This window comes from Domibacillus sp. DTU_2020_1001157_1_SI_ALB_TIR_016 (genome assembly GCF_032341995.1).
Lineage (GTDB): Bacteria > Bacillota > Bacilli > Bacillales > Domibacillaceae > Domibacillus > Domibacillus indicus_A.
In genome coordinates this window covers 916,085-942,139 of the sequence record NZ_CP135438.1, presented here as the reverse complement: position 1 = coordinate 942,139, position 26,055 = coordinate 916,085, and the positions used below count along the sequence as shown (strand labels likewise).

Here is a 26,055-nt window from a genome sequence, read left to right as displayed (position 1 = left end):
CTCCTATAGGCCAAACTGCTGGAATACGTTTTTGTCATAGGTTTGATAGACTTCTTTTCCGACGAGCTGGTTAATAATCGTCACGTTCCGGCATGCTCCCAGCCCTAAATCAGGTGCCCCTACACCATGTGTATGAAGCTCACCATTTTGAATAAATACATGATTATGGCTTTCCTTGTTTAATTTCAATTTATAGTCTTCTTCAATAACAAGCTGGCCGATTTCGTCCGTTTCCACCAGATGCTTTATCCCTTTTAAGCAATCTGGGATATAAGGATGATAGCCGGTCGCCAGAATAACGGCATCACTTTCCATCTGCTTATGTTCTTCTTGTTCATGCTGATATAATGATAAGCAGTATCGATTGTCCCTTTCTTCAATGGATGACAGTTCAGTCAACGCTTGCAGATGAACGGGCAGTTCTCCATTTCCGACTGTCCGCTCATACAATAAATCATAAATATCGCCGATCGTATTAAAGCTGATGCCTTTGTACAACAGTGCTTGATTGTTTAAAGCACTTTGTTTCTTTTCTTTCGGCAAGTGATAAAAATAACGGGTATAATCAGGCGAGAAATGCTCAAGCCCCAGCTTGGAATACTCCATCGGATAAAATCCTTTGGATCTTGTAAACCACGACAGCTGATAATCATGATCCGGCTGTCTGGACAATAAGTCATAGAAAATTTCAGCGGCACTCTGTCCGGAACCAATAACCGTGACCGCTTTTGTTCTCAGGACATTTTCCCGCTTTCTTCTATACGCTGAAGAATGAAAAATGCGATCACCAAGAGCTGGCTGGAATTTCTCGGGCACATATGGCCTCGTCCCCACTCCTATTACCACATGTTTGGCGTAATACGTTTGTTTCTGCTTTTCGATACCGGAAAAAACGGTAACGCGAAAATACCCTTCCTCTGTTTGCTCAATATTTTCCACTTTGCATTCAAACTGAAGCTGAGGAAGCCGCTCGGCTACCCATTGACAATAATGATTATATTCCGTACGCGGAATTTGAAATTTTTCAAGAAAGTAAAACTGATACAGCCGCTTTTGTTCATGCAAATAATTCAAAAAGCTAAAAGAGCTTGTCGGATCTGCCATCGTCACGACATCCGCCATAAAAGGCACTTGCAGCGTGGTTCCTTCCAGCAGCATCCCCGGATGCCACTCAAATCGGGATTTTTGATCAAAAAACAAGGAACGGCATTCCGTTTTTTCAAGCAATGCGGCTAATCCGAGATTAAATGGGCCAATCCCCACTCCAATAACATCTAAAATTTGTTCGTTTGCCAATCTGTCCACCTTCTTTCAAACCCTTTCCGTTCACATATCATCAATAAACCTGTTTTATCAGGCAGCTCAACCTCCTTGACAGGCTGAAAACCACACTTTTTAAACACATGAATCATTTTTTCATTTCGTATATCAGGCTCTGCTATAATTTGGTTTGTTTCGACTACTTGAAATTTCTTATATAAAATGGTCAGCAGCAGCGGGTAGATGAACCCTTTCCCTAAAAACTCTTTTGGTCCAATCAGCAAATGAATGCCCTGGTCATATTCGCCAAACGGATAGCGGGTTCCAATAATGTCATCCTTCACCCAGTACGACTCCCAATAACTCATGGGAACACCACCGATTTCACCAATCAAGAGTGTTTGATGGTCATCCTGCAAAAATCTTTGTAAATGGGCTGTGTAGTTTTCCAATGAAATATTTAAATTCCAAAAAGGAATAACGTGCTTTTCATGCATCCATGAATGAAGCCGTTCTACATCTTCTTCCATACTCACATGACGAAATGAAATGGCCTTTTGGATCAGAGGCTCATATCGTTCAAACGGATACGTTTGTTGAATGCTGATGTTAGACTTCATGCAGTTCACCTGCTGCTGCAAACAGCGGATTCGTGACATGAACATATACCGATTGAGTTTCAAGAGATCCGACAAGCTCATCCATATCAAGCACCCTTGTCAGCAGATTTGCTTTGCATGGCAGCTTTTTTTCAAACAGCAAAGAATCTAATAAGGCCGTATGATCACCTAACTGCTTCTTAAAGCCTGCCAGCTCCTCTTTCATCATGAACAGCAATCGCTGTTCGTCGATCAGACGATTAACTCCAAAGGCATTGATTAAACCAAACATGTGATTGAAAAAGACATAATACCGGAATCGCTCCTCTGCAATCGAGTCAGCACATACCGTGTCACTTTTTTCATTTAAGGCCGGGACAAGCTGTTTTAAAGCTTTTGCCTTTGATTCCATAAAGTAGTATCCTTGATTGTCACGATAATAAAAGACAGCTGGATAGCCCTGTTCGTCAAGCTGTATAATCGAATTTTGCTGGTGGGCTTCAAGTGCGATTCCATATGCAGCATATAACCAGTACAGTGGACGCAAACCTACTTTTAAATAGCGGGCAAACCACTGTTCACTTGCTTCTGCAGTAGAAATCCCTTCCCGTTTTGCAATAGCGGAAATAACATTGGTTAAATGAGAACCCTCTCCTGTAATGTGATCCTGGCAAAGAGCCGCAAGCAATGTCACCCGTGAATCATTCCCCGTTTGAAATGGATTTTCACGGATCACCACTTCAAATCCCGTTTCTTCTGTGGCCAGCTTTAACGTAATATAAGCAGGGTCCTCGATAATGCGAAATGAAGGATGGTGTTCTTTTAACTTTTCGGAAATCCCGCTGTGAAGCAAGCGGCTTACTTCTACTCCCCGGTCGAGCTCTTTTCGTTTGTTTACACGCAGTGAATTGGTAATTTTCACAGGAATTGAAAACTTGTACATAAAGCTTGCTTCCGGATGGTACACCGTCCGAACAGAAGAAGTTGGATAAAACTTTCTTCCCTGCGGACCAAGATAAGCGAGTTTGCCTGATTGAATGAGATCACACACATCCTCCCGCCCTAACAGCTTTCGTGCTTGCAGCGGATGAACAGGGATCAGTGAAAAATCATCTTCCTGGCAATACCGGTCTTGAAAAGATTTTGTAACGAATGGATCTTTCCTTAGTTCTTCTTTTATAAGCATAGAAGCGTTTTGAGCCAGCATAGAATCTTCATCTACAATCTCATGTACAGCCCGGAAATAATGAAGCTGGAAAGCCCCTTTTCTCTCCGGAGCGAAAATATGCTCTTCCTCCTCATCGATTCCTTGACGGCTTTTCGGGGTCGGGTGTACTTGGTGCCCAATTAACAAAGATTGCTCGGATTGAAGAAACGTTTTTTCCGTTTGATAGCATTCTTCCAGATCACTGCTTCTATCCCCAATAATTCTTTTCATGTTTTGATAGCTTAAAATAGTCCGGAGCATAAACTCATCGGTTTCTACAGGCTTGTCAGATAGGAGCGACAGCTCTTGTTGGATAAATACGATTAGTGTCATGTAGTCAAGCTGTTTCATTTCACCGTTTTTCACTTGATAATACATAATTGGCGAAAACAGATGGCGTTCTGTTGCCGATTTATACCGGGCTGGAATATACAAGGTAACGGATTGCCGGCTAAATGAAATAACCAATACTTGTTTGATTCTTTCGTCTTCTAGTGGAACAGCGACTTCATCAGCGGACTTCCATTCTCCTTCCCCTGTTTCTCTTACATAACAATTGATTAAATTCTGTACGGTAAGATGATTAGTCACGAACGGAATATTCATAGCGGATCTCTCCCTGCTCTTTCTCTATTTTTTCTCCAGCTTGCTTTATTCGCTCTATATGTGTTTTCATATGGCTTATCGTATTGAGAGGATTCAGCATGGTGAATTTTAAGTACACTTTTCCAGCTTGCTTTGTTTTAGCCATAATGAGTTCTCCGCTTTGATAAAAATCGCGCTGAAGCTCAAGATTTATTTCATTAACATACCGCTCGTCCTCGCACTGGTGTAATGGCACGTAGCGAAACAAGACGGCGTTAAGTTCCGGCTCATTCAGCACCTCAAAACAAGGTTCGTTTTTTAAGAGCTTGGCCGTTTCCTTCGCCAGACTGATCGTATAATCCACCATCTCCCCAAATAAGTCCGTTCCCATCAATTTAAAAGTCATCAATAGCTTCAAAGCATCAAACCGTTTTGTCGTTTGTACGCTTTTTTCCACTAAATTGATCACGCCGTCTTCGTGATCTTCTTCAGGATTTAGGTAATCGGCATGGAAGGCGATTTGCTGAAAGTCCTGCTTATGTTTGACGAAAAAAGCACCGCAGCTGATCGATTGGTAATAAAGCTTGTGAAAATCAATTGTGATTGAATCTGCTAAGTATAGATCGCGAACAGAACTCCTGTATTGATGGGAAAACAGCAGGGCCCCTCCGTAGGCGGCATCGACATGAAACCACAATTGCTCCTCGGCTGCCAGCTTAGCTATATCTCCTATACAATCTAAGCTCCCGAAATCCGTTGTTCCCGCGGTTGCCACAATCATAAAGGGAAGAAGTCCTTGTTGTCTGAGGTGCCCAATTTTTTCTTTGGCATCCTCTACACAAAGCTGCTTTTGATCATTTGTCGCTACTTTGATCACAGCATTCGTTCCCAGCCCTAGCTGAGCCGCCGATTTTTGCACTGTAAAATGGGCGTGCTCTGAACAAAGAATCCGCAGCCTTCCCGCCTCAGCCGGAAGCCCTTCCTCTTGAACATTAACCGAGAAATGTGTCTGGCATGCTTTGTTTCGAGCAAGCAGTAATCCCATATAATTAGATTGTGTTCCGCCTGTTGTAAAGACACCGTCCGCCTCGTCTGAGTAACCGATATGCTTCGTAAAGAACTGAATGAACTCTGTTTCAACATAAGTAGCAGCAGGGCTCTGATCCCACGAATCCATCGATTGATTCAGTGCATTGATGATCACTTCTGCGGCGAGAGACGGAATTAAAGGCGGGCAATGAAGATGCGCCATGGCAGAAGGGTGAGAAACCCATAAAGAATTTTTCACAATGACATTTTGAATCTCTTCCATCACCTTATCCGTTTTCTGTCCTGCTGCCGGGATCGTGAGCATTTCCCTCACGGCTGATTGAATCTCTTGACGAGAGGCACCCGAAAAAGGTTGATTTGTTCTTACTGTTTGATCAGCAATTAATCCGACAGCTTTATCCATCAGTGTATGGTACATATTCTCGCTTTTATCGCTTGGATGAAGAAACCATTCTCCAAAACTCTTTTCCACTTCCGCCGCCTCCTATCGCAGACCAAATTGAGCTTCAGCGCTTGTGATTGCCTCATAGAAGCGCTGTAATACGTCATCGATTTGCTCTTTTGAAATAATCAGCGGCGGCAGCCAGCGAATAACCGTGCCAAAACGCCCTCCAACCTCTAAAATTAAGCCTCGATTCAAGCATTCTTGTTGAATTTTTTTGGCAAGTTCAGAGTATGCCGGATAACTTCCTATTTGGTTTGGCTGTTCCGCTGGATTAATAATTTCAACACCAACCATAAGTCCTCTGCCTCTTACATCCCCGATGGAGCCTACTTGCTTTTGCATAGACTTTAATTGGGCCGTTAAGTAAGCCCCCATTTCTTGTGCGTGTTCCGGAAGCTGGTGATCCTTCACAAAGCGTAAAGTGGCACGGCCGGCTGCCATGGCCATCTGGTTTCCTCTAAATGTTCCAATATGCGTTCCCGGCTCCCATTGATCAAGACGGCGATCATACACAACAACAGATAGCGGAAGACTTCCCCCTATTGCTTTTGACAGCACAAGAACATCCGGTTCAATGCCGGCATGCTCGAACGCAAACATTTTTCCTGTTCGTCCGATACCTGTTTGTACTTCATCAATGATCAGCGGAATATCACGTTCTTTTGTAATGCGGCGAAGCTCTTTTAACCACTCGACAGGAGCAGGAATCGATCCTCCTTCGCCCTGTACGACTTCTACAACGATACCGGCGGGCTTAACAATTCCACCTTCTGGATCATCAAGTACATTCTCAATATATTGGGCGCCAATGCGGTGTCCATCTTTCCCGACACCGAAAGGGCACCGGTATTCATATGGATACGGAAGAAAATGGGTATCCGGTACAAGTGCGTGAATATTCTTTTTAGGAGCTGTTGTCCCGGTGATGCTGAGTGTACCGTGCGTGGAACCGTGATAGCCTCCTTGAAAAGAAAGAATGGCTCTATTACCGGTTGCCGTTTTTACCAGCTTCAAGGCTGCCTCTACTGCATCAGCACCCGTTGGACCACAAAAATGAATTTTTGCTTTTTCAGCAAATGAAGGAGGTAAAGAAGCGAATACTTCATCAATAAATGCTTCTTTTACTGGCGTCGTCAAATCAAGCGTATGCAAGGGCACATAAGACTCCATAAAATCTTTAATGGCTTCCCGAACGACGGTGTGATTGTGGCCTAACGCCAGTGTTCCCGCTCCTGCCAAACAATCGATATACTGTTTTCCGTCCATGTCTGTTAGATAAACGCCTTCTGCCCGTTTAATGGCAAGAGGTAATCTTCGTGGATAAGATCTTGCGTTTGATTCCCTTTTTTCCTGCATTGATAACAATGCTTCATTTCCTGAATAAGTTCCAACAGATGCATTCATCATCCAACACTCCTTTATTTGTAATCATGGTGACTGCGTTTAGATTAAGATTTTGCTGATCAATCTAAACGGCTACATGATATCACTTGAATTGATAATGATTTTCATTATCGTTAACGGATTCCATGTTAATTGATAATGATTATCAAAGTCAATCTAAAAATAAAAAATATGAAAATCATCCCAGAAGAAGCAATTTAAAGTTACAAAGCTGAATAGTAGGTCTTATGCATCAGAAATAAAAATCAGCATCACCGTAAAGATGGTAATTGTTTTAAAAAAATATATAATTCCGCTGCTTTCTTTTTAGGCAGCATTTTCAAATCACATATGGATAATTTTTACTTAATTACAGGCCACTTGACTTGTGATATAAGTTTTCTTTTTTGCCCATATATATCTTTTTTTTTCAGAAATTATGGGTTTTGATAACATTAAACGACTACAATTATTAATAACCTCATGGTCCTGTCTGACAATGTTATTGAGATGGTTTGCTGTCTTGTTTGGATGCCTATTATCATCGTTTTTTCTTTGTTCCATTCGCTCATTGCTGCAGAAAAAACCTTAGTTAACAGTCATCAAAGTACGAGAAATATGAAAAGACCGCAAAGCTTTCTTAGAGAAAGGCTTTGCGGTCTTGAAATCTTTTTATTTAATCATTTGTGATGCTTTGTTCACTTCTCCCTAGAGAAAAACATCTCTTATAGCAGCAAGCTCCCGGATAATCTTCTGGCTTTGAGAAAGATTCAGCGAAGTTAACTCGGTCAGTTCTTCCTTGCTCATATATTATAAACGGCAATCAATGAGATATAGATTTTAAGCAATGTTTTGATACATAAAAACCATACGATTTTACTAGAAGGACCCGTTTACATAATTTTGAGACGTGAAAGATATAAAAATGACAGCTTTTTATTTCTTACTGAAAGCTGCCATTTTTTTGATTGACAAAATTTTAATACCCAAAGTATGTACATAGGATTTTTGTTTATTTTAGAAAAGGAGCAGCGGGAGTTTATGTTTTCCTTCCTTTTAAAACCTCAAAAAAGCAAGAATGCAGGTTTTACCTCCATTCCTGCTCCTTGTGTGATTTTATTTAAAAGGGACTTATAAGACAGCCCTATTTTAACTTTTAGAAAAAGGGGCTATTCGTTTGGACAAAGAACTGGGATTGTTCATAATTATAGGTGGCTTTTGAAAAGTTAAACGGCTGTCCATTCGTTAAATGAAAAATGGTTTCGACATAAAAGGCAGGTACTTCACTTTCCAGGCATAAATGCTTTGCCTCTTCTTGTTCCAGCTTTCCTGTGCGACAATACACATCCGAAAAGCCGATCTTTACCCCTAACCCTTTCTGGATATAATCAAAAATCGATTCAGAAACGATTTCTTTATTTAAATAGGTCACAATGGATTTATTATAATAAGATTCTTCAAGGCACAAGGTTTGACCGTTCATATACCGAACCCTTTTTACATAATAGACATCGTCATCAAGTCCAATATTTAAATTATGGGCTGCTTCTTTTGTCGGCTTCATCACTTCTAGCTCGATTACCTTTGAGGTTAGACAAACACCTTCAAGATCCTTTTTAAACCCTTGATTAGAAAGAAGGCCCCTGTATCCTTTTCTTTTCTGCCTTCTAACAAAAATGCCGCTGCCTCTCACTTGAAATACGGCGCCTTTTTTCTCCAGTAGCTCTAACGCTTTCGTGATCGTACTTTTACTCACATCAAAATGAGCCATTAAAGCTTCTAATACAGGCAGTTTATCGCCTTGCTGAAGGACATTTTCTTCCATATACTTTTCAATTTCCGCTGCGATTTGCTGATACTTGATCATATAAAAATCCCTTAAACCCCTAAATGTACAGAAAGATATGGGGTTTATATTTCAACGTGTTTAATCACTCTTGCTGGATTTCCCCCAACAACCACATTATCTGGTATATCTTTCGTCACTACTGCACCTGATGCGATTACAACATTGTCTCCTACTGTTACACCTGGATTAATTATGGCATTTCCTCCAACCCATACATTATTTCCGAAAGTAATCGGTTTTGCATATTCTTTACCTGAATTACGTTCAGTTGGATGTAGTGGATGTGTTGCGGTATAGATTTGTACGCCAGGTGCAAGCATACAATTATCCCCAAATCGCACTTCACAAACATCTAAAATGGTACAGTCAAAGTTTGCAAAAAAGTTTTCTCCTACATGTGTGTTATAGCCATAATCGAACCTGATATTTGGTTCCATATATACGTTTTCTCCGGTTGAACCCAATAACTCCTTCAATAACTTAGTCCGTTTTTCTCCTTCAGTTTCTAAAGTTTGATTATATATTCTAACCTTGCGTCTTGCTTCCTTACGTTCTTTTGATAATACCGGGTCAGCCGGGTTGTACATTTCTCCCGCTAACATTTTCTCTTTTTCAGTTTTCATAATAAATAACTCCTCATGTTTTTTCTTTCATTCTCTTCATCGATTTTAGAGCAGCTAGTAATTTATCCACCTAAACTTATTAAATATGTTTAATAAGTAGCTATTAACATACATTTAAAAACTTATTAAACATCTTTAATAAGTTTAGTGCCAATATAACATATCACATTTTTAAAAACAATAAAAATTGAACAAAAAATTAGCGCCGCATTCCCCTTCAAAATCTCCGATTTAGCGGGGGTTAGGCGCTAAGGTCTTTATTCTTCTTGTTCCTCTATCTTTTTATTATACCGATTGCCGCTTCCTACTTATCATCATTCATACTGATTCTCTTTTCGTTTTACAATTGATTTCCATTTTGATGCGATCAACCTATCATAAGGATTAAAAAATGGAAAGGAGGGTTTGGTCATGAAAGTTGCGAAGTCGCTGCTGCACAAAATTACAAACCAGACGGAAATCTTCAATGCTACGCTCGATATTTACAATGACGCTTTGGCTTACGTGATTGAGGTCATTGACAAAGAATTTGATGATACCGAACGCCTGACAACAAAGTCGATTGTGCCGGCAGTGGAAAAATTGATTCACGCAACCAAATCAAACCCTCTCCCGAAATACAAAGAGTTTAACGAACGTTTTTACAAGTTTCCATCCTACTTCCGCAGAAGTGCTATTGCTTCTGCTTTTGGCAAGGTAAAGAGCTTCCGCTCTAACTATCAAAATTGGGAAAAAGAGCAAAAGTACGCTCTTTACGAAAGAAAAAGATTTAAGAAACAGCCTCCGCGCCTGCAAGTGAAGCATAAAGAGTTCCCCGTTTTTCATCGCAAAAACATGTTCAATAGAACATCTGATACGACTGCACAAATTAAGGTATTCCATCAGAATGACTGGGTATGGATAGATATCGAATTTAAAGGGCAGGACCACTACAAACGCGGTGTCTGGGAATGGAAAGAACATAACCCTAAGCTGATTAAGCGGGGAAAGAAATTCTTCCTTTCCATCAGCTATGAAAATAAAGTTACTTTAACTAAAACGCCTATTCAAGAACAAAAAGTGTGTGCGGTAGACCTTGGACTGACGAATTCTGCGGTTTGTTCCGTTATTGATGCAACAGGCACTGTCTTAGGCAGGACGTTTATTGACCAGCCTAAAGAAAAAGACCGTCTGCAGACGTTAACAAATAAACTGCGGAAAGCACAGCGGGCAAGCGGCCGCATTCCTGCGCCAAACTTTTGGCGGCAGATCAATGGGTACCAGCAGCATATTGTCTGCCACACCAGCCATGAAATTGTTAAATTCGCGTCAAAGTATGGCTGTGACGTCATCGTATTCGAATACCTGGGCAGGATGAAAATCCCGAAGGGGTTTTATGGAGCCAGGAAACTTCGTTTCAAGCTTCACGGGTGGCGAAAAATAGGTATCCAGAACAAAGTAGAAGAAATGGCGCACTGCCTGGGCATGCGCATTTCCCGGATCAACCCGCGAAACACCAGCGCCCTGGCGTTCGACGGCTCTGGAAAAGTGGAACGAAACTCGAAAAAAGACCTTGCCACATTTTCAACAGGCAAAGTCTATCATTCGGATTTGTCCGCTTCTTATAATATCGGAGCCCGTTATTTCATTCGAGCTTTTCAAAAATCCATTTCGGAAACGAAATGGTTGTCACTTCAGGCAAAAGTTCCTGAGCTGGCAATAAGGACATCTCAGATCTTGTCTTCGTTCATTAGTCTCCATCATGCACTCGGGCCTCCGGAGGAAGCTTAATCCGCTGATGCTGTACTGTATTCAAGATAAGGGATGCTCCATCAAAATCTTTGATTTAGGTGGAGAGGTTCACTGATGAAGCAAATCAACCGTTTCGATCAACTATTGATCAACATTCAAAATAAAATGAACATTTACACTCTTGTAGTACTGTCTCGCAAATGACCGCTTTAGAATGATTTACTTTCTTTTTAGAACTTTTTTAACCTATCAGTGAAGTATTTGACGCTCAAAGTGAATGTCGCGTAAAAGCGAAACTTATGCGAATCCTAATAAAACAAAAGTATACCTATTCAAAGGTATACTTTTGTTTAAGTGCACTTATGATTAGGTACACTCCTGCTGGCTAAGTTTTTTATTTATCTTCTTAGACTAACTCGCTCATAAAGTAAAAATATTTTTGGTGCCGTTCAATCAAATGATTTTCTACATAATTAGCTACTAGCTAACTATTCTGAGGATACAGTTACTTGCTAAACATTATCTTATACTCATACACTTATTTTTTAAAATTAAGTGTCTTCAGCATTGCATAACATAACTTTAATTGACGCTTACAGACATCGATATGTTGATATACCTCTTAAGCAATGTTCACTATGAGAATAAACGAATTTCCTGAATAATTTTTTGTAATCTTACAATTTCTTCATCTAATTGTTGGCTGGCTTTTATAACATCGGGATGAGCTATTCCTTTATAATTAGCTAATTCGTACATATCTTGCCGATGTTTTCTTATATTCTTCCTTAAATCTATAACATTCTTTAGAATCATGAACCCCGACTCCTATCCATTATTTGATTTAACTAAGTTGTTACATTGAATACAGTATGGATTTCTTTTAATATCTCTCATTAAACTATTTTATTGGAATCGCTTTCAAATTATTCTTTTTTAAAACCTTTTTTTAGGAGCTAGCAAAGAATAATATGCTTGAACTTTTCCAACTTAACAAGGTTTTTTACTTTATGTAATCTCTTTCAAAACTTTCTAAGAATTTAGATCAAACTCATGTTTAATTATTTGTTTAGAAACAAGTACACATTTAACAAATTAACTTCCTACATACTTGTAATTGTGTTTTTTTATCACCTTAGTTTCATTAACTTTTAAATTTTCTTTTGTTTAATTGTAAGACAAATGTCATTATAAGTCAACAGATCGCATTAACATTTTAAAGTTTAGACTTTCACCGACATCATTCGAAGACCACGTGGAAAGATAAAGATTTTCTCTCAATTTATCGTTCTAATAAAACGAAAAATGCAGTCAACGAACATTCAGGTCTAACTTAAAATACAAGTGAAAACACACTGGGAAACCCGCCTCATACCTTTACAGAAGCGATGTATTAAGCTTTTTAAAGGCATAATTATTTAGATGAGACTTACATCGATACAGAAAAAGCACGACAAGATTCATCTTGTCGTGCTAAACCTTTTTATATTACATTCGTTAAAAAGGCGGTTCCTGATAGGTTCTTCATTGCCGATCGTGCATCATTCTCACAACTGTATTCAAACATGCGTACCTGTTTTTCAGAAAAAACGGTTACGATCCACACTTTTCTTCTTCCTTTCTCAACAACCGTTTTATTTGACGAATACAGTTTTAATAGATGTAAAGAATTCTTTCGCGGCTTCTCCCTGTTCACGGGAATGGGAGCTGGATTGCTTCATGCCGCCGAATGGAGCCTGAAGCTCTACGCCGGCACTTTCTGCATTTACCCGGATGAGCCCTGCTTCCATATCATTGACAAAGGACAATAAATGCCCAATATTCGCTGTAAAGATAGAAGCACTTAAGCCGTACTCGGTATCATTCGCAAGCTTCAGCGCTTCTTCCGCAGATGCTGCTTTTAAAAGGGCAATCACTGGGCCAAATATTTCTTCTCTTGCAATGGCCATATCCGGTGTGCAATTGTCAAAAATGGTTGGTTCCACATAGTATCCGTCTGCCTGGCTTCCTTCCTCTGCACGTTTTCCTCCGATAAGGAGTTCGGCGCCTTCTTCTATCCCTTTATTTATATAAGAAAGGACCGTATTTAATTGATTTTCGCTTGCACACGGCCCCATCCATGTACGGCTGTCAAGGCCGCTGCCGATGGTGATCTCTTTTGTTTTTTGAACGAGCCTTTCTTTAAATTCATCAAACACTTCAGATGCTACAATCACCCGGCTTGTGGCCGTACATTTTTGTCCCGTTGAACGAAAAGCGCCTGTCACAACCGCTTCCACTGCCAGATCAAGATCGGCATCGGCAGCCACAATCACTGGATTTTTCCCGCCCATTTCAAGCTGGTACTTTGCACCACGTGCCAGCGCTGCCTGGCCGATCTGCTTGCCAACGCCGTTAGAACCGGTAAACGTAATGCCGTTGATATCTTCATGATCAGCGATGCCCTGGCCGATTGTTCTGCCTGGTCCCGTAATTAAATTCACGACGCCAGCCGGGAATCCGGCTTCTTCGAAGCATTCAATAATTTTAGCAGCTGTCACCGCTGTTTCTGTCGCCGGCTTCATGACGACCGTGTTGCCATATACTAGCGCCGGCGCTATTTTCCAGATAGGAATCGCAATCGGGAAATTCCAGGGAGTAATGACTCCGACTACACCGAGCGGTACACGTGTTGTAAACATAAGGGCAGAGCTGTCTGTCGATGGAATCACATCGCCTACTTTGCGCATGCCTTCTCCTGCATAATACTTTAAGATGGCAATGCCGCGGGCCGTTTCGCCTTTTGTTTCGGCAAAGGTTTTGCCCATTTCCCGTGTGGCACATTCCGCAATGTCATCGATTCTTTTTTCGAGAATGTGAGCTGCTTTATATAAGTACTCTCCACGTTCTGCCCCTGACAGCCTGCGCCATCCTTCTTTCGCTGCTTTCGCTGCGGCCACCGCCTGGTTCAAATCATCGGCTGTTGATTTTTGTACATAGCCGACGACTTCATTTCTGTCTGCTGGATTCAAGCTTTTTTCCACTTCATTTGAAACGGAAGGAACCCATTCGCCATTGATAAAATTAAGATATGTTTTTGTGTCAATTGTTGTTATCATCATAATCCCGCCTTTTATTGGATTGGTTGTACAGCTGTTTCTTTTGGAAAACGGTCCAATGCATTTTTCAGGATGCTTTCCATTTGTGCGTAATGCTCTTTTTCCACAGGAAGAACCGGCAGTCTTACATGTTCGCCAACCGGCTTGCCGACAATCTCCATTCCCGCTTTAATGAGAGAAACGGCATACCCTTTACGCTGGCAGCGGATATTGTGGATTGGCAGAATCACATGTTTAAAAATATCACGAACCGTTTCCTGGTCGCCGTTTTGCAGGCTCGTGTAAAACTTCCGGGAGATATGCGGAATGTAATTCGAAATCGCCGATGAATACGAATCAAAGCCTAATGGGATATACGCCGGCATCGTCACTTCCGCCAGCGGCATTCCGTTCAGCCATCCAAAACGGTCTCCAAATGTCTGTGTGAGCAGTGTATTTAACTCCATATTGCCAAGGCCGTCTTTGACACCGACCACCTGCGGCACTTCAGCAAGCGTTTCCAAAGTAGAGATTGAAAAAGAGACATTGTCACGCTGGTAGACAATCGCATTTAAATCTGTGCTTTCGGCAATCGCTTTAAAGTAAGCAGCCTGCCCTTCCTGTTCGCCTGTTACAAGATAGGGCGGCAGAATCAGATAGCCGTCTGCGCCTTTGTCTGCCGAAATCTGGGCCAGTTCCAAAGATGTTTGAATATTGCCCCCTACACCTGTGTAAACCGGTACTTTTCCGCCGGTCACCGATACGGCAACTTCCACCATGGCTTCGTATTCACTCTTGCTTAAGGATGGGTATTCCGCTGCGGCGCATGCGACAAAGATCGCTTCCAGTCCATCATCCAGTAAATCCTGTACGTTTTGGGCCAGTGCCTGCTCATCCAGCTGATTGTTTTTTGTAAATGGTGCAATCGGGAATCCTAAAATCCCGGTCGGAGCCTGACGATTTTGAGTCATGGTATATCCCCCTTGTGTTGTTTGTTTTATTGTAAGACAAATATATTTATCGGTCAACTTTTAATTTTATTTTCTGAAAATTCGTCCTAAAATGCCGGCTTTCTTCTGATAATATAGCAATTTGGATATAAAACAGCGGCCGAAAAATCATGCCTGAAAACGGTTGACAAACAATTTTATTTGTCTTACCATTGGACAAAATAAATAGTTTGAATTTTTACAAAAGGAGTGTTGCTTTTGATGGAGACAATTCTATAGTATTAAACTATTAAATTCATTCGTTTGAAAGCGGTATCAGAAGTTGGATATTTTAAATACCTGTTGAACTATTAAATTTACTTATTTGAAAGCGTTATTAAAAGTTAAATATTTTGAAAAGGAAGTGTGTATATGGCTAATCCAGAAAAAATCCTTCAGCCCTCTCCAATAGCTCCTGGTGCTCAGAAAAAAACACGCGTACGCTGGTTTGTTGTTTTTATGCTGTTTGTTGTTACCGCCATCAACTACGCTGACCGCGCTACTCTCTCGATCGCAGGACCTGAAATGTCGAGTCAGCTTGGCCTTGATTCTGTCATGATGGGATACGTTTTCTCTGCTTTTGCCTGGTCCTATGTAGCCGGACAAATTCCTGGCGGCTGGCTGCTAGACCGGTTCGGTTCGAAGAAAGTATACTTTTGGAGCGTCTTTATATGGTCGGTGTTTACTCTTTTACAAGGATTTATCGGATTTTTAGGCTCTGCAGGAACAGCTATCGTGGCTTTGTTTGCACTCCGGTTTCTCGTTGGGTTGGCAGAAGCTCCTTCTTTTCCTGCCAACAGCCGGATCGTCGCTTCCTGGTTTCCAAGCCATGAACGCGGCACCGCTGCAGCTACCTTTAACTCAGCGCAGTATTTTGCAACCGTTCTCTTCGCACCGATTATGGGTTATATTGCATATAAACTTGGCTGGGAATATGTTTTCTTCTTTATGGGAGCGGTCGGAATCATCGTAGCTTTTATCTGGATGAAAGTAATCCACAGTCCAAAGGAACATCCGCGGATTAACGAAGCCGAGCTTGCTTATATTGAAGAAGGCGGCGCCCTGACAAATATGGATCAGGCAGAAACAAAGAAAGAAAAAAAGAAAGGCATTAATTGGAGCCAGGTTAAGCAGCTGCTGACAAACCGTATGCTTTTAGGCGTTTACCTTGGCCAATACTGCATTACAACGCTTACATACTTTTTCCTTACCTGGTTTCCGGTCTATCTTGTACAGGAAAGAGGCATGACCATTCTTGAAGTTGGTTTTGTCGCTTCCCTGCCTGCGATTTGCGGATTTGTCGGTGGAATTTTAGGAGGAACGTTTTCAGATTTCCTGCTCCGTAAAGGCTTCTCTTTAACGGTTGCCCGTAAAACACCAATTGTGGTCGGCATGTTATTGTCTATGACGTTAGTTGCCGCAAATTATGTGGATACACAATGGGTTGTGATCTTTGTGATGGCGCTTGCCTTCTTCGGAAAAGGGTTTGGCGCACTTGGCTGGGCAGTGGTCGCAGATACATCGCCAAAAGAAATGTCAGGCGTCAGCGGCGGCCTTTTCAATACCTTCGGCAACATTGCCGGTATTACGACGCCGATCATTATCGGCTACATTATTGCTACAACCGGTTCATTTAACGGGGCGCTTGTTTTCGTTGGTGCCAATGCACTCGTTGCGATCTGCAGCTACCTGTTCCTTGTAGGTGAAATTAAGCGGGTTGAATTAAAATCGTAATCTATTATTTTAATTTGAATAGGAGAGAAAAAATATGAACACTCAATTAATCCAGGAAAACGTCCAGACAGGTACGCCTATTATTACAGAAATGATTGTTGTTCCCGTTGCGGGCCATGACAGCATGCTCCTGAACTTAAGCGGAGCTCACGCCCCTTACTTTACGCGTAATATTGTGCTGCTGAAAGACAATGCAGGAAATGTCGGTGTGGGTGAAGTCCCAGGCGGGGAGAAAATCCGCCAGACGCTTGAAGATGCGCGTGAGATCGTGGTCGGCCAGTCTATCGGCACCTACAACAATATTTTAAATAACGTACGCCGCCAGTTTGCAGATCGGGATGCGGCAGGACGCGGCCTGCAGACGTTTGACCTTCGCATTACAATCCATGCTGTAACCGCTTTAGAAGCCGCTCTTCTCGACTTAGTCGGCAAATACCTTGGCGTTCCAGTCGCCGCCCTTTTAGGCGAAGGACAGCAGCGGGACAAAGTGGAAATGCTGGGCTATCTATTTTATGTTGGGGACCGGAACAAAACGGATCTGGAGTACCGGAACGAAGCAGATGTAGAGGATGACTGGTTCCGCCTCCGCCATGAAGAAGCGTTAACCCCTGAAGCGGTTGTCCGTCTCGCAGAAGCGGCTCACGCCCGCTATGGCTTTAATGATTTTAAATTAAAAGGCGGGGTTTTACGGGGTGAAGAAGAAATCGAAGCCGTCACGGCACTGGCAGAACGGTTCCCAGAAGCACGCATTACCCTGGACCCGAACGGCGGCTGGCTCCTGAAAGACGCCATCCGCTTATGCCGGGACCAGCACCATGTTCTGGCTTATGCAGAAGATCCTTGCGGAGCAGAAGGCGGCTTCTCAGCTCGTGAAGTGATGGCCGAATTCAGACGCGCGACAGGACTTCCTACTGCTACAAATATGATTGCCACAGACTGGCGTCAGATGGGGCACTCTATCCAGCTGCAGTCGGTGGATATTCCGCTGGCAGATCCGCATTTCTGGACGATGCAGGGTTCTGTCCGGGTCGCGCAGATGTGCCATGACTGGGGACTCACATGGGGATCTCACTCGAACAACCATTTTGATATTTCACTAGCTATGTTTACACATGTGGCAGCCGCTGCCCCTGGAAAAATCACCGCTATTGATACACACTGGATCTGGCAGGACGGACAGCGCCTGACAAAAGAACCGTTTAAGATTGTGGGTGGAATGGTCGATGTTCCAACAAAACCAGGGCTTGGTGTGGAGATTGATATGGAGCAGCTGGAAAAAGCCCACCAGCTGTATAAAGAAAAAGGACTCGGTGCACGCGATGATGCACTCGCTATGCAGTATTTGATTCCAGGATGGACGTTTGATCCGAAACGCCCTTGCTTTGTTAGGTAAGTTCTTTTTAGTAAACGCGCCCTCTTTGTGAGCGGCGCATTTACTGTTTTCTACAAATTGCTTTGCCCTCTTCGATACAAAGCAATGAGTACTGCCATATAATTGGCCCTACAATATCATTGATATGCGGAATAATCACAGAAAAGAGGTTAAACAATGAATGCTCCAGCAAGAAAGCTTGGGGTTCAATCAGTGAACCGCAATACCCTTTCAAAACAAGTAGTAGAACGGATTGTACAGCTTCTCGTCAGCGGACAATTGAAAGCCGGTGACAAGCTTCCTCCTGAAATGGAACTCATGGAAGAACTGGAAGTGAGCAGGTCTGTACTGCGGGAAGCTCTTAGTGCCCTTGAAACGCTCGGTGTTATTACACGGAAAACACGCGAAGGAACTTTTTTTAATAATAAAATCGGTACCCACCCCTTCTCTGTTATGCTAGCGCTCGCAACCGATAACTTACCGGCTATCATTGAAGCGCGTATGGCATTGGAGTTAGGACTTGTGACTATAGCTGCTGAGAAGATAACAGACGAACAGCTTGCAAGATTAAAAGCAACAATCGATGCGATTGCCAACAGTAATGATGATGACTATGGCAATGCGGACAAAGAATTTCATTTGATTATTGCCCTAAGCGCTAACAATCCAGTTCTTGAAGGAATGATTGATTCTCTTTTAATCACTCATAATAGAATTAATAGTTTGATTCAAATTAGAGAGCGTGAACGGACTTTAGAGTACCATAAAGCGATTTATGCAGCCCTGAAGACGCGGAACCCTCAAGAAGCATTTAACCATATGTATCAACATCTTGATTTTGTCCGTAATAAAGTACTTCAGTACTCCCTTACACAAGAATAAAGCTTTTCATAATATTGACAGGCAAAAGGATTATGGAAGAAATGATACACCGTTACTTTTTCTAATGTGCAATTCACTATATAAGACTGCTAGAAAATGAGTTGATGCAAATGAAGCAAGGAATGTCTATTTTTTTAGCTCTTAGCTATATAATCATGACCTTTTATCAACCCGTTTGGCTTCAATGGCTGGTCTCTTTCACGGTATTTACCTTTATTCTTATTTCAATCCCTTCATTAAAAGGAATGACAGCTAAATTAATGGGGGGACTCGCTGCATTGACCATTTTACTGCTCATTGGCCAGGAAAAATGGATAGATATCATTATAAGCGGTGCTCTTGTCAATCTAACTATCGTTGCGATCTTTGCTCTTACCCCTATCCTTGGGATTCCGTTCCGTACAGGGGGTTACATTGAGTCCTTACGATCCATCTTATATAAGAAAAGAAACAGTGCCTCGTTTTTCTATATAAGTATCGCTTTTTTAACCCATCTTCTTGGTGCCGTTATTAATGTAGGTGCAATTTCAATCAACTATTATTTATCAAGCGCATCCAATGTAAAATCAAATCGCCTGATTGCGAATGCGCTGAACAGGGGCTTTGCCGGAGCGGTTGCCTGGTCACCATATTTTGCGGCTATGGCGCTTGTCATCAGCCAGCTGCATATAAAGTGGACTTCAATTGCTTTATATGCAATTGGGTTTTCTCTTCTTTCCTTTCTTGTCGGCTTTTTTCTGGAAGGAAAAGTGATAAAACGTGAAGAAGAGCGCTTAAGCGAGATAGAGACGGGAGAAGAAGCTGTTCCCATTCCTTCTGGAACACGCCATACATTATTTGAACTTATCTCACTGCTGTTTGTGACAACCGGCACCGTTTTACTTATTGAACATTTTGCGTTTGTTAACATGATTGTTTCAATCGGCTTTACGGCATTGTTTTTCCCTGTGATTTGGTGTTTTTTCAAAGGAACGATGCCTCTTTACAAAGAAGAAGTAAAAAAACATATTATGATCACTTTACCGAACTTAAATCAGGAAATTTCCTTATTTTTGCTGGCTGGCCTATTCAGTTCCGCTTTTGTTGCCTCAGAATGGAGCGGAATGCTTGTTGAAGCGTTCAGCAGTGTGTTCGGTCATTCTCCTGTCATGATGACAATCGTACTGTCTATCATCATTGTCGGAACAGCGATGGGCGGGCTTCATCCAATTGTTACCGTTACTATATTAATTACAAGTATTCAACCAAGTGATTTGGATTTTTCTATCCATTATTTTGCGATTGCTCTTCTCGGCAGCTGGAGCATTTCAAATGTTTTATCACCCGCGACCGCTGTTAATAATTTAATTGCTTATTCTTTAAAAGAAAAACTTACAAACATTGCAATCAGGTGGAACTGGATATACGGATTCATTATGGTGATTTTACTTCCGTTCTACTTATATTTCGCCGGATTATGAAAATAAAGTAGAATACTTTTTTCTAGGAATATACGTATTACTTTATAAACAGAGTGATATCTTAGCTAATCATGAAATTGCTTATAAGGAGACGATTCTGATGAACACAAAAAGCATGCAAGCTGTTGAACCACTTTATATCAAAGTTAATGAAACAGACAATGTGGCGATTATTGTGAATACAGGTGGACTAGATAAAGGAACAAGCTTTCCAAATGGTCTTCAATTAAAAGACAGAGTTCCACAGGGACATAAAGTAGCTTTGACAGATATAAAGGAGAACGAGCCTATTATTCGCTATGGTGAAGTGATCGGGCATGCGCTAAAACCAATCGAAAAAGGCAACTGGGTTGAGGAATCATTAGTCAAAATGCCCCAATCTCCAAAACTGAGTGAATTACCGTTAGCAACGAACATACCGGAAACCCTGCCTCCTCTTGAAGGGTATACATTTCAAGGATTTCGCAATGAAGATGGCAGTGTAGGGACGAAGAACATCTTAGGCATTACAACAAGTGTTCAATGTGTAGTAGGTGTGCTGGATTTTGTGGTAAACCGTATTAAAAAAGAGCTTCTGCCGAAGTATCCTAATGTTGATGATGTTGTCGCCCTAAACCACAATTATGGCTGCGGAGTAGCGATCAATGCTCCTGAAGCGGTTATTCCTATTCGTACGATTCAAAACCTGGCGAAACACCCGAATTTCGGTGGCGAAGCATTGGTAGTCGGTCTAGGATGCGAGAAACTTTCGCCAATGAGAATCAACCCAAACGGGAAAGAATCTGATATTATTTCACTTCAGGATCAGCCAGGATTTGCGGGCATGGTTCAGTCCATTATGGAGATGGCCGAGGAACGATTGATAAAACTAAACCGCAGACAGCGTGAAACGTGTTCGGTTTCTGAACTGGTTATCGGCACTCAATGCGGGGGAAGTGATGCCTTCTCGGGCGTAACCGCTAATCCGGCAGTCGGCTATGCTGCGGATTTGTTAGTTAGAGCGGGAGCAACGGTATTATTTTCAGAAGTTACAGAAGTGCGCGATGCTATTCATCTGTTAACGCCGCGTGCTGTGAATGAAGAAGTCGGACAGGCTTTAATAAAAGAAATGGACTGGTATGATCAATACCTTGCTTTGGGTGATGCTGACCGAAGCGCCAATCCATCTCCCGGAAACAAAAAAGGCGGGCTAGCCAATGTTGTAGAAAAATCCCTGGGTTCTATTGCTAAATCAGGAAGAAGCCCTATATCAGGCGTACTGGCTCCTGGTGAAAAAGCGACAGAAAAAGGACTGATTTTTGCAGCTACACCCGCTAGTGATTTTGTTTGTGGAACGTTACAGCTGGCTTCAGGCATGCATCTTCAAGTGTTTACCACAGGAAGAGGAACACCTTATAGCCTGGCTATGGCTCCCGTTATCAAAGTATCTACACGAAATTCTTTAACTGAACAATGGAAAGATCTTATTGATATCAATGCTGGAACGATCGCTACCGGAGAAGCGACCATTGAAGAAGTTGGATGGGAAATTTTCCGATTCATTTTAGATGTTGCAAGTGGACACAAGAAAACCTGGACAGAGCATTGGGGTTTGCATAATGATTTAGCCCTATTCAACCCAGCTCCTATTACGTAATGTAATGATGCTAACTTTTAAAAAAAACAAAACCCGCTGATATTTCAAGCATCAGTGGGTTTTGTTGTAAAGAAATAAAACACGGTTAAATATAATAAATATTTCGTTATAATTTTTTGTTCGGCGGTCTGCATTATTGGCAGCCCGCTTTTTTTCTAAAAAGAAGCAGCAATATGGCTCTTTGCCAAATCGGTTATTTTTCCCAAGAAGCACTTGTATTTTTTTGATTTGTTCTATACTATATATCTAAATGATATATATCTTTTAGATAGGATGAGTAATTTGAAAAGTTACAGTGATACTACCTACGCCATTTTAGGAATATTAACGACAGACTGTAAATCTGGTTATGCCATTAAGCAGTTTATTGATCAAAGCTTGAATCATTTCTGGAAAATTAGTTATGGCCAGATATATCCGACATTAAAATCCATTGTCGAAGAGGGATTTGCAGAAGTTCGGATTTCATCCACCCCGGGAAAGCCAGATAAAAATGAGTACTACCTCACTCCAAAAGGAAAAGAAACTTTAAAGAGCTGGTTAGAGAAGCCCATCAAACAACTGCCTGTTGAACGAAATGAACTATTACTTAAATTATTTTTTAGCCGCCATCAGCCTAAAGAAAGAACTCTATTACTGCTGGAAAGTTATAAACGGGATTTAGAAACCCGTTATCAAACGTATGCAGCGATTGAACAGGCCATTGCCAATCATAAAGAGAAATCCGAGGATGCAATGTATTGGCTGTTTACATTAGACTATGGAAAAAGGATAGCGGAAGCTGCTGTTGCCTGGTGTGAAGATACTCTTAACAAGCTGTTAAATGAGGGGGTTTCCTGATGGGCAAGCATATTTATCCTGGTCGTTATACAACGGAGAATACAGAAGATATTGTCGTTTTTATCATTGGCATGAGAATTAACAAGCCCATCGCATTAAATAAGTGGCTGCCGGTATTTAACGCGATGCCTGGAATGATTCGGGAGCTTTATACAAACAAGGATGAATTGGGCTTCCTATCAATGGAAAGCTATTTTGGGCTTAGAACCACTTCTATGATTCAATATTGGCGTTCAATGGATGACTTACTCGCTTATGCTAAAAATGAAAAGCATTTAACAGCATGGGCCAACTTTAATAAAAAGGTCGGTAACAACCCCGCGGTGGGAATTTATCATGAAACCTATCAAGTAAAAAATGGAGATTATGAATCGATCTATGGAAATATGCCTCACTATGGTTTAGGAAAAGCATTGAACCATATGCCGATTACGACAGGACAAAGCTCTGCCAGAAAACGGCTGAATTCCTACAAAATGCAGTAGTTCCTATAATGAATAGTAAAGAGCACCAAAAGTAGTGTTAAGGTGCTCTTATGTTTCCTAAAATATAAAAATGAATCCTAGTATCCTGGAACTTTGCTTTTACACTTAGTACCTGATGCTGCATACTAACCGTTTTTTAAATATCGCTATTGCACTTTACTAAAGCTTTCCGTATATTCTTCATTCTCTAGGATCATATGTGCTGTTTCGTTTGGATGACTCAGTGGAAAATGATGTGTATGGAACAAAATTGTTCCTTCGAAACTAGATAATCTCTGTAAAATAACGGCATACCGATAAAAAAGCTTTTGCTCTTAAGAGCAAAAGCGATGTCTGCTGTTGTGCCTTATTCAAAAGAAACGCCTTACCAGCCAGCAGCTAGCTCTGAAAAAGCCTGCGCCATTTTGGTCAGTTCCTTATAGGATTCCTCGGTTTGAAGCTTCACAGGATTCACAAGGGCGCTGCCCAGTCCGGCTGCTGCTGCCCCGGCTTTAAAGTAGTCCCCTATATTATCGAGAGTGATACCACCTGTTGGCATAAGCGGGATATGCGGCAGCGGCCCTTTTAAATCTTTAAAGTATCCGGCTCCCATTGCACCGGCTGGAAAAACTTTAATTAAATCCGCTCCATGTTCATACGCTGTTAAAATTTCGGTTGGCGTCAGTGCGCCTGGAATGCTGATTACACCGTAGCGCTTCGCCATTTTAATTGTTTCCACATTAACGGTCGGAGAGAAAATAAATTCCGCTCCTGCCATAATGACCGCACGGGCGGTTTCCGGGTCCAGCACCGTGCCGGCTCCGACAATGATATCGTCCCCAAATGCTTCTTTTACTCCTTCGATCACAGAACACACTTTAGGCGTATCGGCTGTGATTTCAAGCGAGACAATCCCGCCTTCTTGCAGCGCCCTTGCAATTGGTATCACTTGTTCCGGCTGGGCGCCGCGAATCACTGCGACCAGCTTACCTTCTTTTAATCGTTCGAGCTGATTCATGTATGTTTCTCCTTTCTACCTCGTTACATCATCCGATCCGCCATTCATAAAAGAAAACAGGTCCGCTCGATTTGGCAGCCCTTCGACATCTCCATTTACCATGGTCACTATTGCACCCATTGCATTGCCGCGCCTGGCCGCTTCCTCAACCGACAGTCCATCCAATAAAGCTGATAAAACGCCGGCCGCAAACGCGTCACCTGCACCGATTGGATCGATCACTCTCTCCACATAAAACCCGGAAACATGCTCCACTGCTTTTCCTCTTTGCGATACAAGACATCCTTCTTTTCCGACTTTCATCAGGACAATATCTGCACCGAGATCATGAAATGCTTCTACATAAGCGGCTCTATCTTTTTTGCCAAATAAAAATTCGGCCTCCGCTTCACCCGGCAGCACAATGTCGCTTTCTGCTATATACCGTTTGATCAGCCGGCGTGCTTCTTCTTCACTTTTCCAGATTTTCAGACGCACATTTGGATCAAACACAATCTTTACCCCATTCGCTTTCGCCAGCCAAATCGCTTTGTCCATGACAGACTGGCACGATTCACCGAGAGCCGGTGTAATACCGGTTATATGTAGATAGACGGCTCCTTTAATCGCTTCTTCCTTTATATGATCCGCCGTCAGCTGGCTGGCGGCGGAATCTTTCCGATAGTAATAAACGCGCGTATCATTTGGACGGCGAAATTCTTTAAAAAACACACCGGTTGGCGCCTGCTCATCGCGTGTAACATACGATACGTCCACACCTTCCCCGCGAATAAAAATCTCCATTGCATCACCGAATTCGTCCTCACCTAATCGGCTGATCCAGCGCGCTTTATGGCCAAGGCGGCTTAATCCGATGGCAACATTGGATTCCGCACCGGCAAACTTCATAGAAAAAGAATGAGCATGGCGCAGCTGGCCGTGCTCATTTGGTGAAAATAGGGTCATCGTTTCGCCCACGGTTACAACATCCATGTTCATCCTCTTCTTTCTTGTTTATGATCTTCCTCGCACATGATTGGACAGTGTGCCAATTTTTTCGATTGTTACGTCCATTTGATCTCCGTCCTTCAGCCACACTTTTGGGCTGCGACCCATTCCAACGCCCGGCGGTGTTCCAGTCGCGATTAAGTCTCCCGGCTTCAGCGTCATAGATTGCGATAAGAAGGAAACGATCTGTGGAACCGTAAAAATCAAATTGCTCGTATTGGAATCCTGCATCGTTTCGCCATTCAATGTCAGTGAAATAGCTAGATCGTGTGGATTGCCGATTTCGTCACGCGTCACCACATACGGTCCCGTCGGCGCAAAAGTGTCCGCTGTTTTGCCTCGTGACCACTGTCCATCTGCAAACTGCAGGTCTCTAGCACTCACATCATTCATGATCGTATAGCCAAAAACGAATTCTTCTGCTTCTTCCTCTGAGACATGTTTTGCTTCTTTGCCGATTACGATAGCCAGCTCCGCTTCAAAATCGACTTCGTTTGAATTAATGGGTATTTCTATAGCGGTGTTATGACCGGTTAACGCATTCGCGTATTTCGAGAAAATAACCGGAGATTTCGGCGGCTCCATACCTGTTTCATGGCAGTGGTCAATATAGTTCAAGCCGACACAAATGATTTTTTCCGGTGAAGCGATTGGTACGTCAATTTCAATATCTTCTAAAGAAAACGATGGCTGTCCTTCAAGAGAAGGAACTGTGCTCCCCCGCTGGATAAATGTTTTGATGCAGGGTGGATACGTTTCAGGATCCATTGCCGTTAAGCTGATGATGTGCTCACCCCGGACAACGCCGAGGTGATGTTTTTCTTCCGCTGAAAACAGGGCTAATTTCATTCTTCTGTTCCGCCT

The 26,055-nt window shown here is 42.2% G+C and carries 21 protein-coding genes; 8 read left to right on the top strand and 13 right to left on the bottom strand.

Features of this window, described 5'->3' with window-relative positions:
- Nucleotides 1-3: 3 nt before the first annotated feature.
- The 7 genes from RRU94_RS04445 to RRU94_RS04415 form a co-directional block, all read right to left on the bottom strand.
- On the bottom strand, nucleotides 4-1,296 hold the full coding sequence (locus RRU94_RS04445) for a lysine N(6)-hydroxylase/L-ornithine N(5)-oxygenase family protein (protein WP_410492921.1): 1,293 nt from the start codon (nucleotides 1,294-1,296) through the stop codon (nucleotides 4-6).
- Nucleotides 1,275-1,880 (bottom strand): GNAT family N-acetyltransferase, encoded by a 606-nt coding sequence (locus RRU94_RS04440; protein ID WP_315690584.1) that lies wholly within the window; start codon nucleotides 1,878-1,880, stop codon nucleotides 1,275-1,277. Before RRU94_RS04440 ends, RRU94_RS04445 begins: the two co-directional genes overlap by 22 nt.
- Entirely contained in the window at nucleotides 1,870-3,672 is a 1,803-nt protein-coding gene (locus RRU94_RS04435) for an IucA/IucC family protein (RefSeq protein WP_315690583.1), read from the bottom strand. Before RRU94_RS04435 ends, RRU94_RS04440 begins: the two co-directional genes overlap by 11 nt.
- Nucleotides 3,650-5,173: a pyridoxal phosphate-dependent decarboxylase family protein gene (locus tag RRU94_RS04430; protein ID WP_315690581.1), complete on the bottom strand. Its 1,524-nt coding sequence runs from the start codon at nucleotides 5,171-5,173 to the stop codon at nucleotides 3,650-3,652. Before RRU94_RS04430 ends, RRU94_RS04435 begins: the two co-directional genes overlap by 23 nt.
- Before the next feature lie 12 nt (nucleotides 5,174-5,185).
- Entirely contained in the window at nucleotides 5,186-6,550 is a 1,365-nt protein-coding gene (locus tag RRU94_RS04425; RefSeq protein WP_315691939.1) for an aspartate aminotransferase family protein, read from the bottom strand.
- Between the two features lie 1,135 nt (nucleotides 6,551-7,685).
- Entirely contained in the window at nucleotides 7,686-8,396 is a 711-nt protein-coding gene (locus RRU94_RS04420) for a GntR family transcriptional regulator (protein ID WP_315690579.1), read from the bottom strand.
- A gap of 44 nt (nucleotides 8,397-8,440) precedes the next feature.
- A complete protein-coding gene (locus RRU94_RS04415) occupies nucleotides 8,441-9,001 on the bottom strand; it encodes a sugar O-acetyltransferase (protein ID WP_315690577.1) in 561 nt (186 codons plus the stop codon).
- A gap of 411 nt (nucleotides 9,002-9,412) precedes the next feature.
- Here RRU94_RS04415 and RRU94_RS04410 point away from each other — a divergent pair, with 411 nt between their 5' ends.
- Complete coding sequence (locus RRU94_RS04410; RefSeq protein WP_315690576.1) at nucleotides 9,413-10,771, top strand: RNA-guided endonuclease TnpB family protein; 1,359 nt, start codon at nucleotides 9,413-9,415, stop codon at nucleotides 10,769-10,771.
- Between the two features lie 597 nt (nucleotides 10,772-11,368).
- Here RRU94_RS04410 and RRU94_RS04405 read toward each other — a convergent pair.
- The 3 genes from RRU94_RS04405 to kdgD form a co-directional block, all read right to left on the bottom strand.
- The gene (locus RRU94_RS04405) at nucleotides 11,369-11,548 is read right to left on the bottom strand and encodes an aspartyl-phosphate phosphatase Spo0E family protein (RefSeq protein ID WP_315690574.1); all 180 of its coding nucleotides are present in this window, start codon (nucleotides 11,546-11,548) and stop codon (nucleotides 11,369-11,371) included.
- A gap of 818 nt (nucleotides 11,549-12,366) precedes the next feature.
- The gene (gene gucD, locus RRU94_RS04400) at nucleotides 12,367-13,830 is read right to left on the bottom strand and encodes an alpha-ketoglutaric semialdehyde dehydrogenase GucD (protein ID WP_315690572.1); all 1,464 of its coding nucleotides are present in this window, start codon (nucleotides 13,828-13,830) and stop codon (nucleotides 12,367-12,369) included.
- 14 nt (nucleotides 13,831-13,844) lie between these two features.
- Nucleotides 13,845-14,780 carry a 5-dehydro-4-deoxyglucarate dehydratase gene (kdgD, locus tag RRU94_RS04395; RefSeq protein ID WP_315690570.1) on the bottom strand — a complete coding sequence of 312 codons (936 nt, stop codon included), beginning with the start codon at nucleotides 14,778-14,780 and terminating at the stop codon, nucleotides 13,845-13,847.
- Between the two features lie 390 nt (nucleotides 14,781-15,170).
- On the opposite strand from kdgD, the gene RRU94_RS04390 reads away from it, so the two are divergent.
- From RRU94_RS04390 to RRU94_RS04360, 7 genes are all read left to right on the top strand, one after another.
- Nucleotides 15,171-16,532 (top strand): MFS transporter, encoded by a 1,362-nt coding sequence (locus RRU94_RS04390; protein ID WP_315690568.1) that lies wholly within the window; start codon nucleotides 15,171-15,173, stop codon nucleotides 16,530-16,532.
- A 34-nt stretch (nucleotides 16,533-16,566) separates the two neighbouring features.
- Nucleotides 16,567-17,925, top strand: a complete 1,359-nt coding sequence (gene gudD, locus RRU94_RS04385; protein ID WP_315690566.1) for a glucarate dehydratase — start codon at nucleotides 16,567-16,569, stop codon at nucleotides 17,923-17,925.
- Nucleotides 17,926-18,081: 156 nt separating this feature from the next.
- The gene (locus tag RRU94_RS04380; protein WP_315690565.1) at nucleotides 18,082-18,786 is read left to right on the top strand and encodes a FadR/GntR family transcriptional regulator; all 705 of its coding nucleotides are present in this window, start codon (nucleotides 18,082-18,084) and stop codon (nucleotides 18,784-18,786) included.
- A gap of 110 nt (nucleotides 18,787-18,896) precedes the next feature.
- The gene (locus tag RRU94_RS04375; protein ID WP_315690563.1) at nucleotides 18,897-20,246 is read left to right on the top strand and encodes a hypothetical protein; all 1,350 of its coding nucleotides are present in this window, start codon (nucleotides 18,897-18,899) and stop codon (nucleotides 20,244-20,246) included.
- 100 nt (nucleotides 20,247-20,346) lie between these two features.
- The gene (gene garD, locus RRU94_RS04370; protein WP_410492920.1) at nucleotides 20,347-21,882 is read left to right on the top strand and encodes a galactarate dehydratase; all 1,536 of its coding nucleotides are present in this window, start codon (nucleotides 20,347-20,349) and stop codon (nucleotides 21,880-21,882) included.
- Between the two features lie 282 nt (nucleotides 21,883-22,164).
- Nucleotides 22,165-22,722, top strand: coding sequence for a PadR family transcriptional regulator (locus tag RRU94_RS04365; protein WP_315690562.1), 558 nt, complete (start codon nucleotides 22,165-22,167; stop codon nucleotides 22,720-22,722).
- Nucleotides 22,722-23,207 (top strand): DUF4188 domain-containing protein, encoded by a 486-nt coding sequence (locus RRU94_RS04360; protein WP_315690560.1) that lies wholly within the window; start codon nucleotides 22,722-22,724, stop codon nucleotides 23,205-23,207. The genes RRU94_RS04365 and RRU94_RS04360 overlap by 1 nt, the downstream gene beginning before the upstream one ends.
- Before the next feature lie 364 nt (nucleotides 23,208-23,571).
- On the opposite strand, the gene RRU94_RS04355 is transcribed toward RRU94_RS04360, so the two are convergent.
- Genes RRU94_RS04355 through RRU94_RS04345 form a run of 3 tightly spaced genes read right to left on the bottom strand, consistent with a single transcriptional unit; the run spans nucleotide 23,572 to nucleotide 26,040 of the window.
- Nucleotides 23,572-24,204 carry a bifunctional 4-hydroxy-2-oxoglutarate aldolase/2-dehydro-3-deoxy-phosphogluconate aldolase gene (locus RRU94_RS04355; protein ID WP_315690558.1) on the bottom strand — a complete coding sequence of 211 codons (633 nt, stop codon included), beginning with the start codon at nucleotides 24,202-24,204 and terminating at the stop codon, nucleotides 23,572-23,574.
- Nucleotides 24,205-24,219: 15 nt separating this feature from the next.
- Complete coding sequence (locus RRU94_RS04350) at nucleotides 24,220-25,176, bottom strand: sugar kinase (protein WP_315690556.1); 957 nt, start codon at nucleotides 25,174-25,176, stop codon at nucleotides 24,220-24,222.
- A gap of 21 nt (nucleotides 25,177-25,197) precedes the next feature.
- On the bottom strand, nucleotides 25,198-26,040 hold the full coding sequence (locus RRU94_RS04345; protein ID WP_315690554.1) for a fumarylacetoacetate hydrolase family protein: 843 nt from the start codon (nucleotides 26,038-26,040) through the stop codon (nucleotides 25,198-25,200).
- Nucleotides 26,041-26,055 lie beyond the last annotated feature (15 nt).

Bases quoted from the DNA above. Each gene is read 5' to 3' on its own strand.
- RRU94_RS04440 (WP_315690584.1), bottom strand. From the start codon at position 1,880: ATGAAGTCTAACATCAGCATTCAACAAACGTATCCGTTTGAACGATAT.
- RRU94_RS04435 (WP_315690583.1), bottom strand. From the start codon at position 3,672: ATGAATATTCCGTTCGTGACTAATCATCTTACCGTACAGAATTTAATC.
- RRU94_RS04425 (WP_315691939.1), bottom strand. From the start codon at position 6,550: ATGAATGCATCTGTTGGAACTTATTCAGGAAATGAAGCATTGTTATCA.
- RRU94_RS04420 (WP_315690579.1), bottom strand. From the start codon at position 8,396: ATGATCAAGTATCAGCAAATCGCAGCGGAAATTGAAAAGTATATGGAA.
- RRU94_RS04415 (WP_315690577.1), bottom strand. From the start codon at position 9,001: ATGAAAACTGAAAAAGAGAAAATGTTAGCGGGAGAAATGTACAACCCG.
- RRU94_RS04410 (WP_315690576.1), top strand. From the start codon at position 9,413: ATGAAAGTTGCGAAGTCGCTGCTGCACAAAATTACAAACCAGACGGAA.
- RRU94_RS04405 (WP_315690574.1), bottom strand. From the start codon at position 11,548: ATGATTCTAAAGAATGTTATAGATTTAAGGAAGAATATAAGAAAACAT.
- gucD (WP_315690572.1), bottom strand. From the start codon at position 13,830: ATGATAACAACAATTGACACAAAAACATATCTTAATTTTATCAATGGC.
- kdgD (WP_315690570.1), bottom strand. From the start codon at position 14,780: ATGACTCAAAATCGTCAGGCTCCGACCGGGATTTTAGGATTCCCGATT.
- RRU94_RS04390 (WP_315690568.1), top strand. From the start codon at position 15,171: ATGGCTAATCCAGAAAAAATCCTTCAGCCCTCTCCAATAGCTCCTGGT.
- gudD (WP_315690566.1), top strand. From the start codon at position 16,567: ATGAACACTCAATTAATCCAGGAAAACGTCCAGACAGGTACGCCTATT.
- RRU94_RS04380 (WP_315690565.1), top strand. From the start codon at position 18,082: ATGAATGCTCCAGCAAGAAAGCTTGGGGTTCAATCAGTGAACCGCAAT.
- RRU94_RS04375 (WP_315690563.1), top strand. From the start codon at position 18,897: ATGAAGCAAGGAATGTCTATTTTTTTAGCTCTTAGCTATATAATCATG.
- garD (WP_410492920.1), top strand. From the start codon at position 20,347: ATGAACACAAAAAGCATGCAAGCTGTTGAACCACTTTATATCAAAGTT.
- RRU94_RS04360 (WP_315690560.1), top strand. From the start codon at position 22,722: ATGGGCAAGCATATTTATCCTGGTCGTTATACAACGGAGAATACAGAA.
- RRU94_RS04355 (WP_315690558.1), bottom strand. From the start codon at position 24,204: ATGAATCAGCTCGAACGATTAAAAGAAGGTAAGCTGGTCGCAGTGATT.
- RRU94_RS04350 (WP_315690556.1), bottom strand. From the start codon at position 25,176: ATGGATGTTGTAACCGTGGGCGAAACGATGACCCTATTTTCACCAAAT.
- RRU94_RS04345 (WP_315690554.1), bottom strand. From the start codon at position 26,040: ATGAAATTAGCCCTGTTTTCAGCGGAAGAAAAACATCACCTCGGCGTT.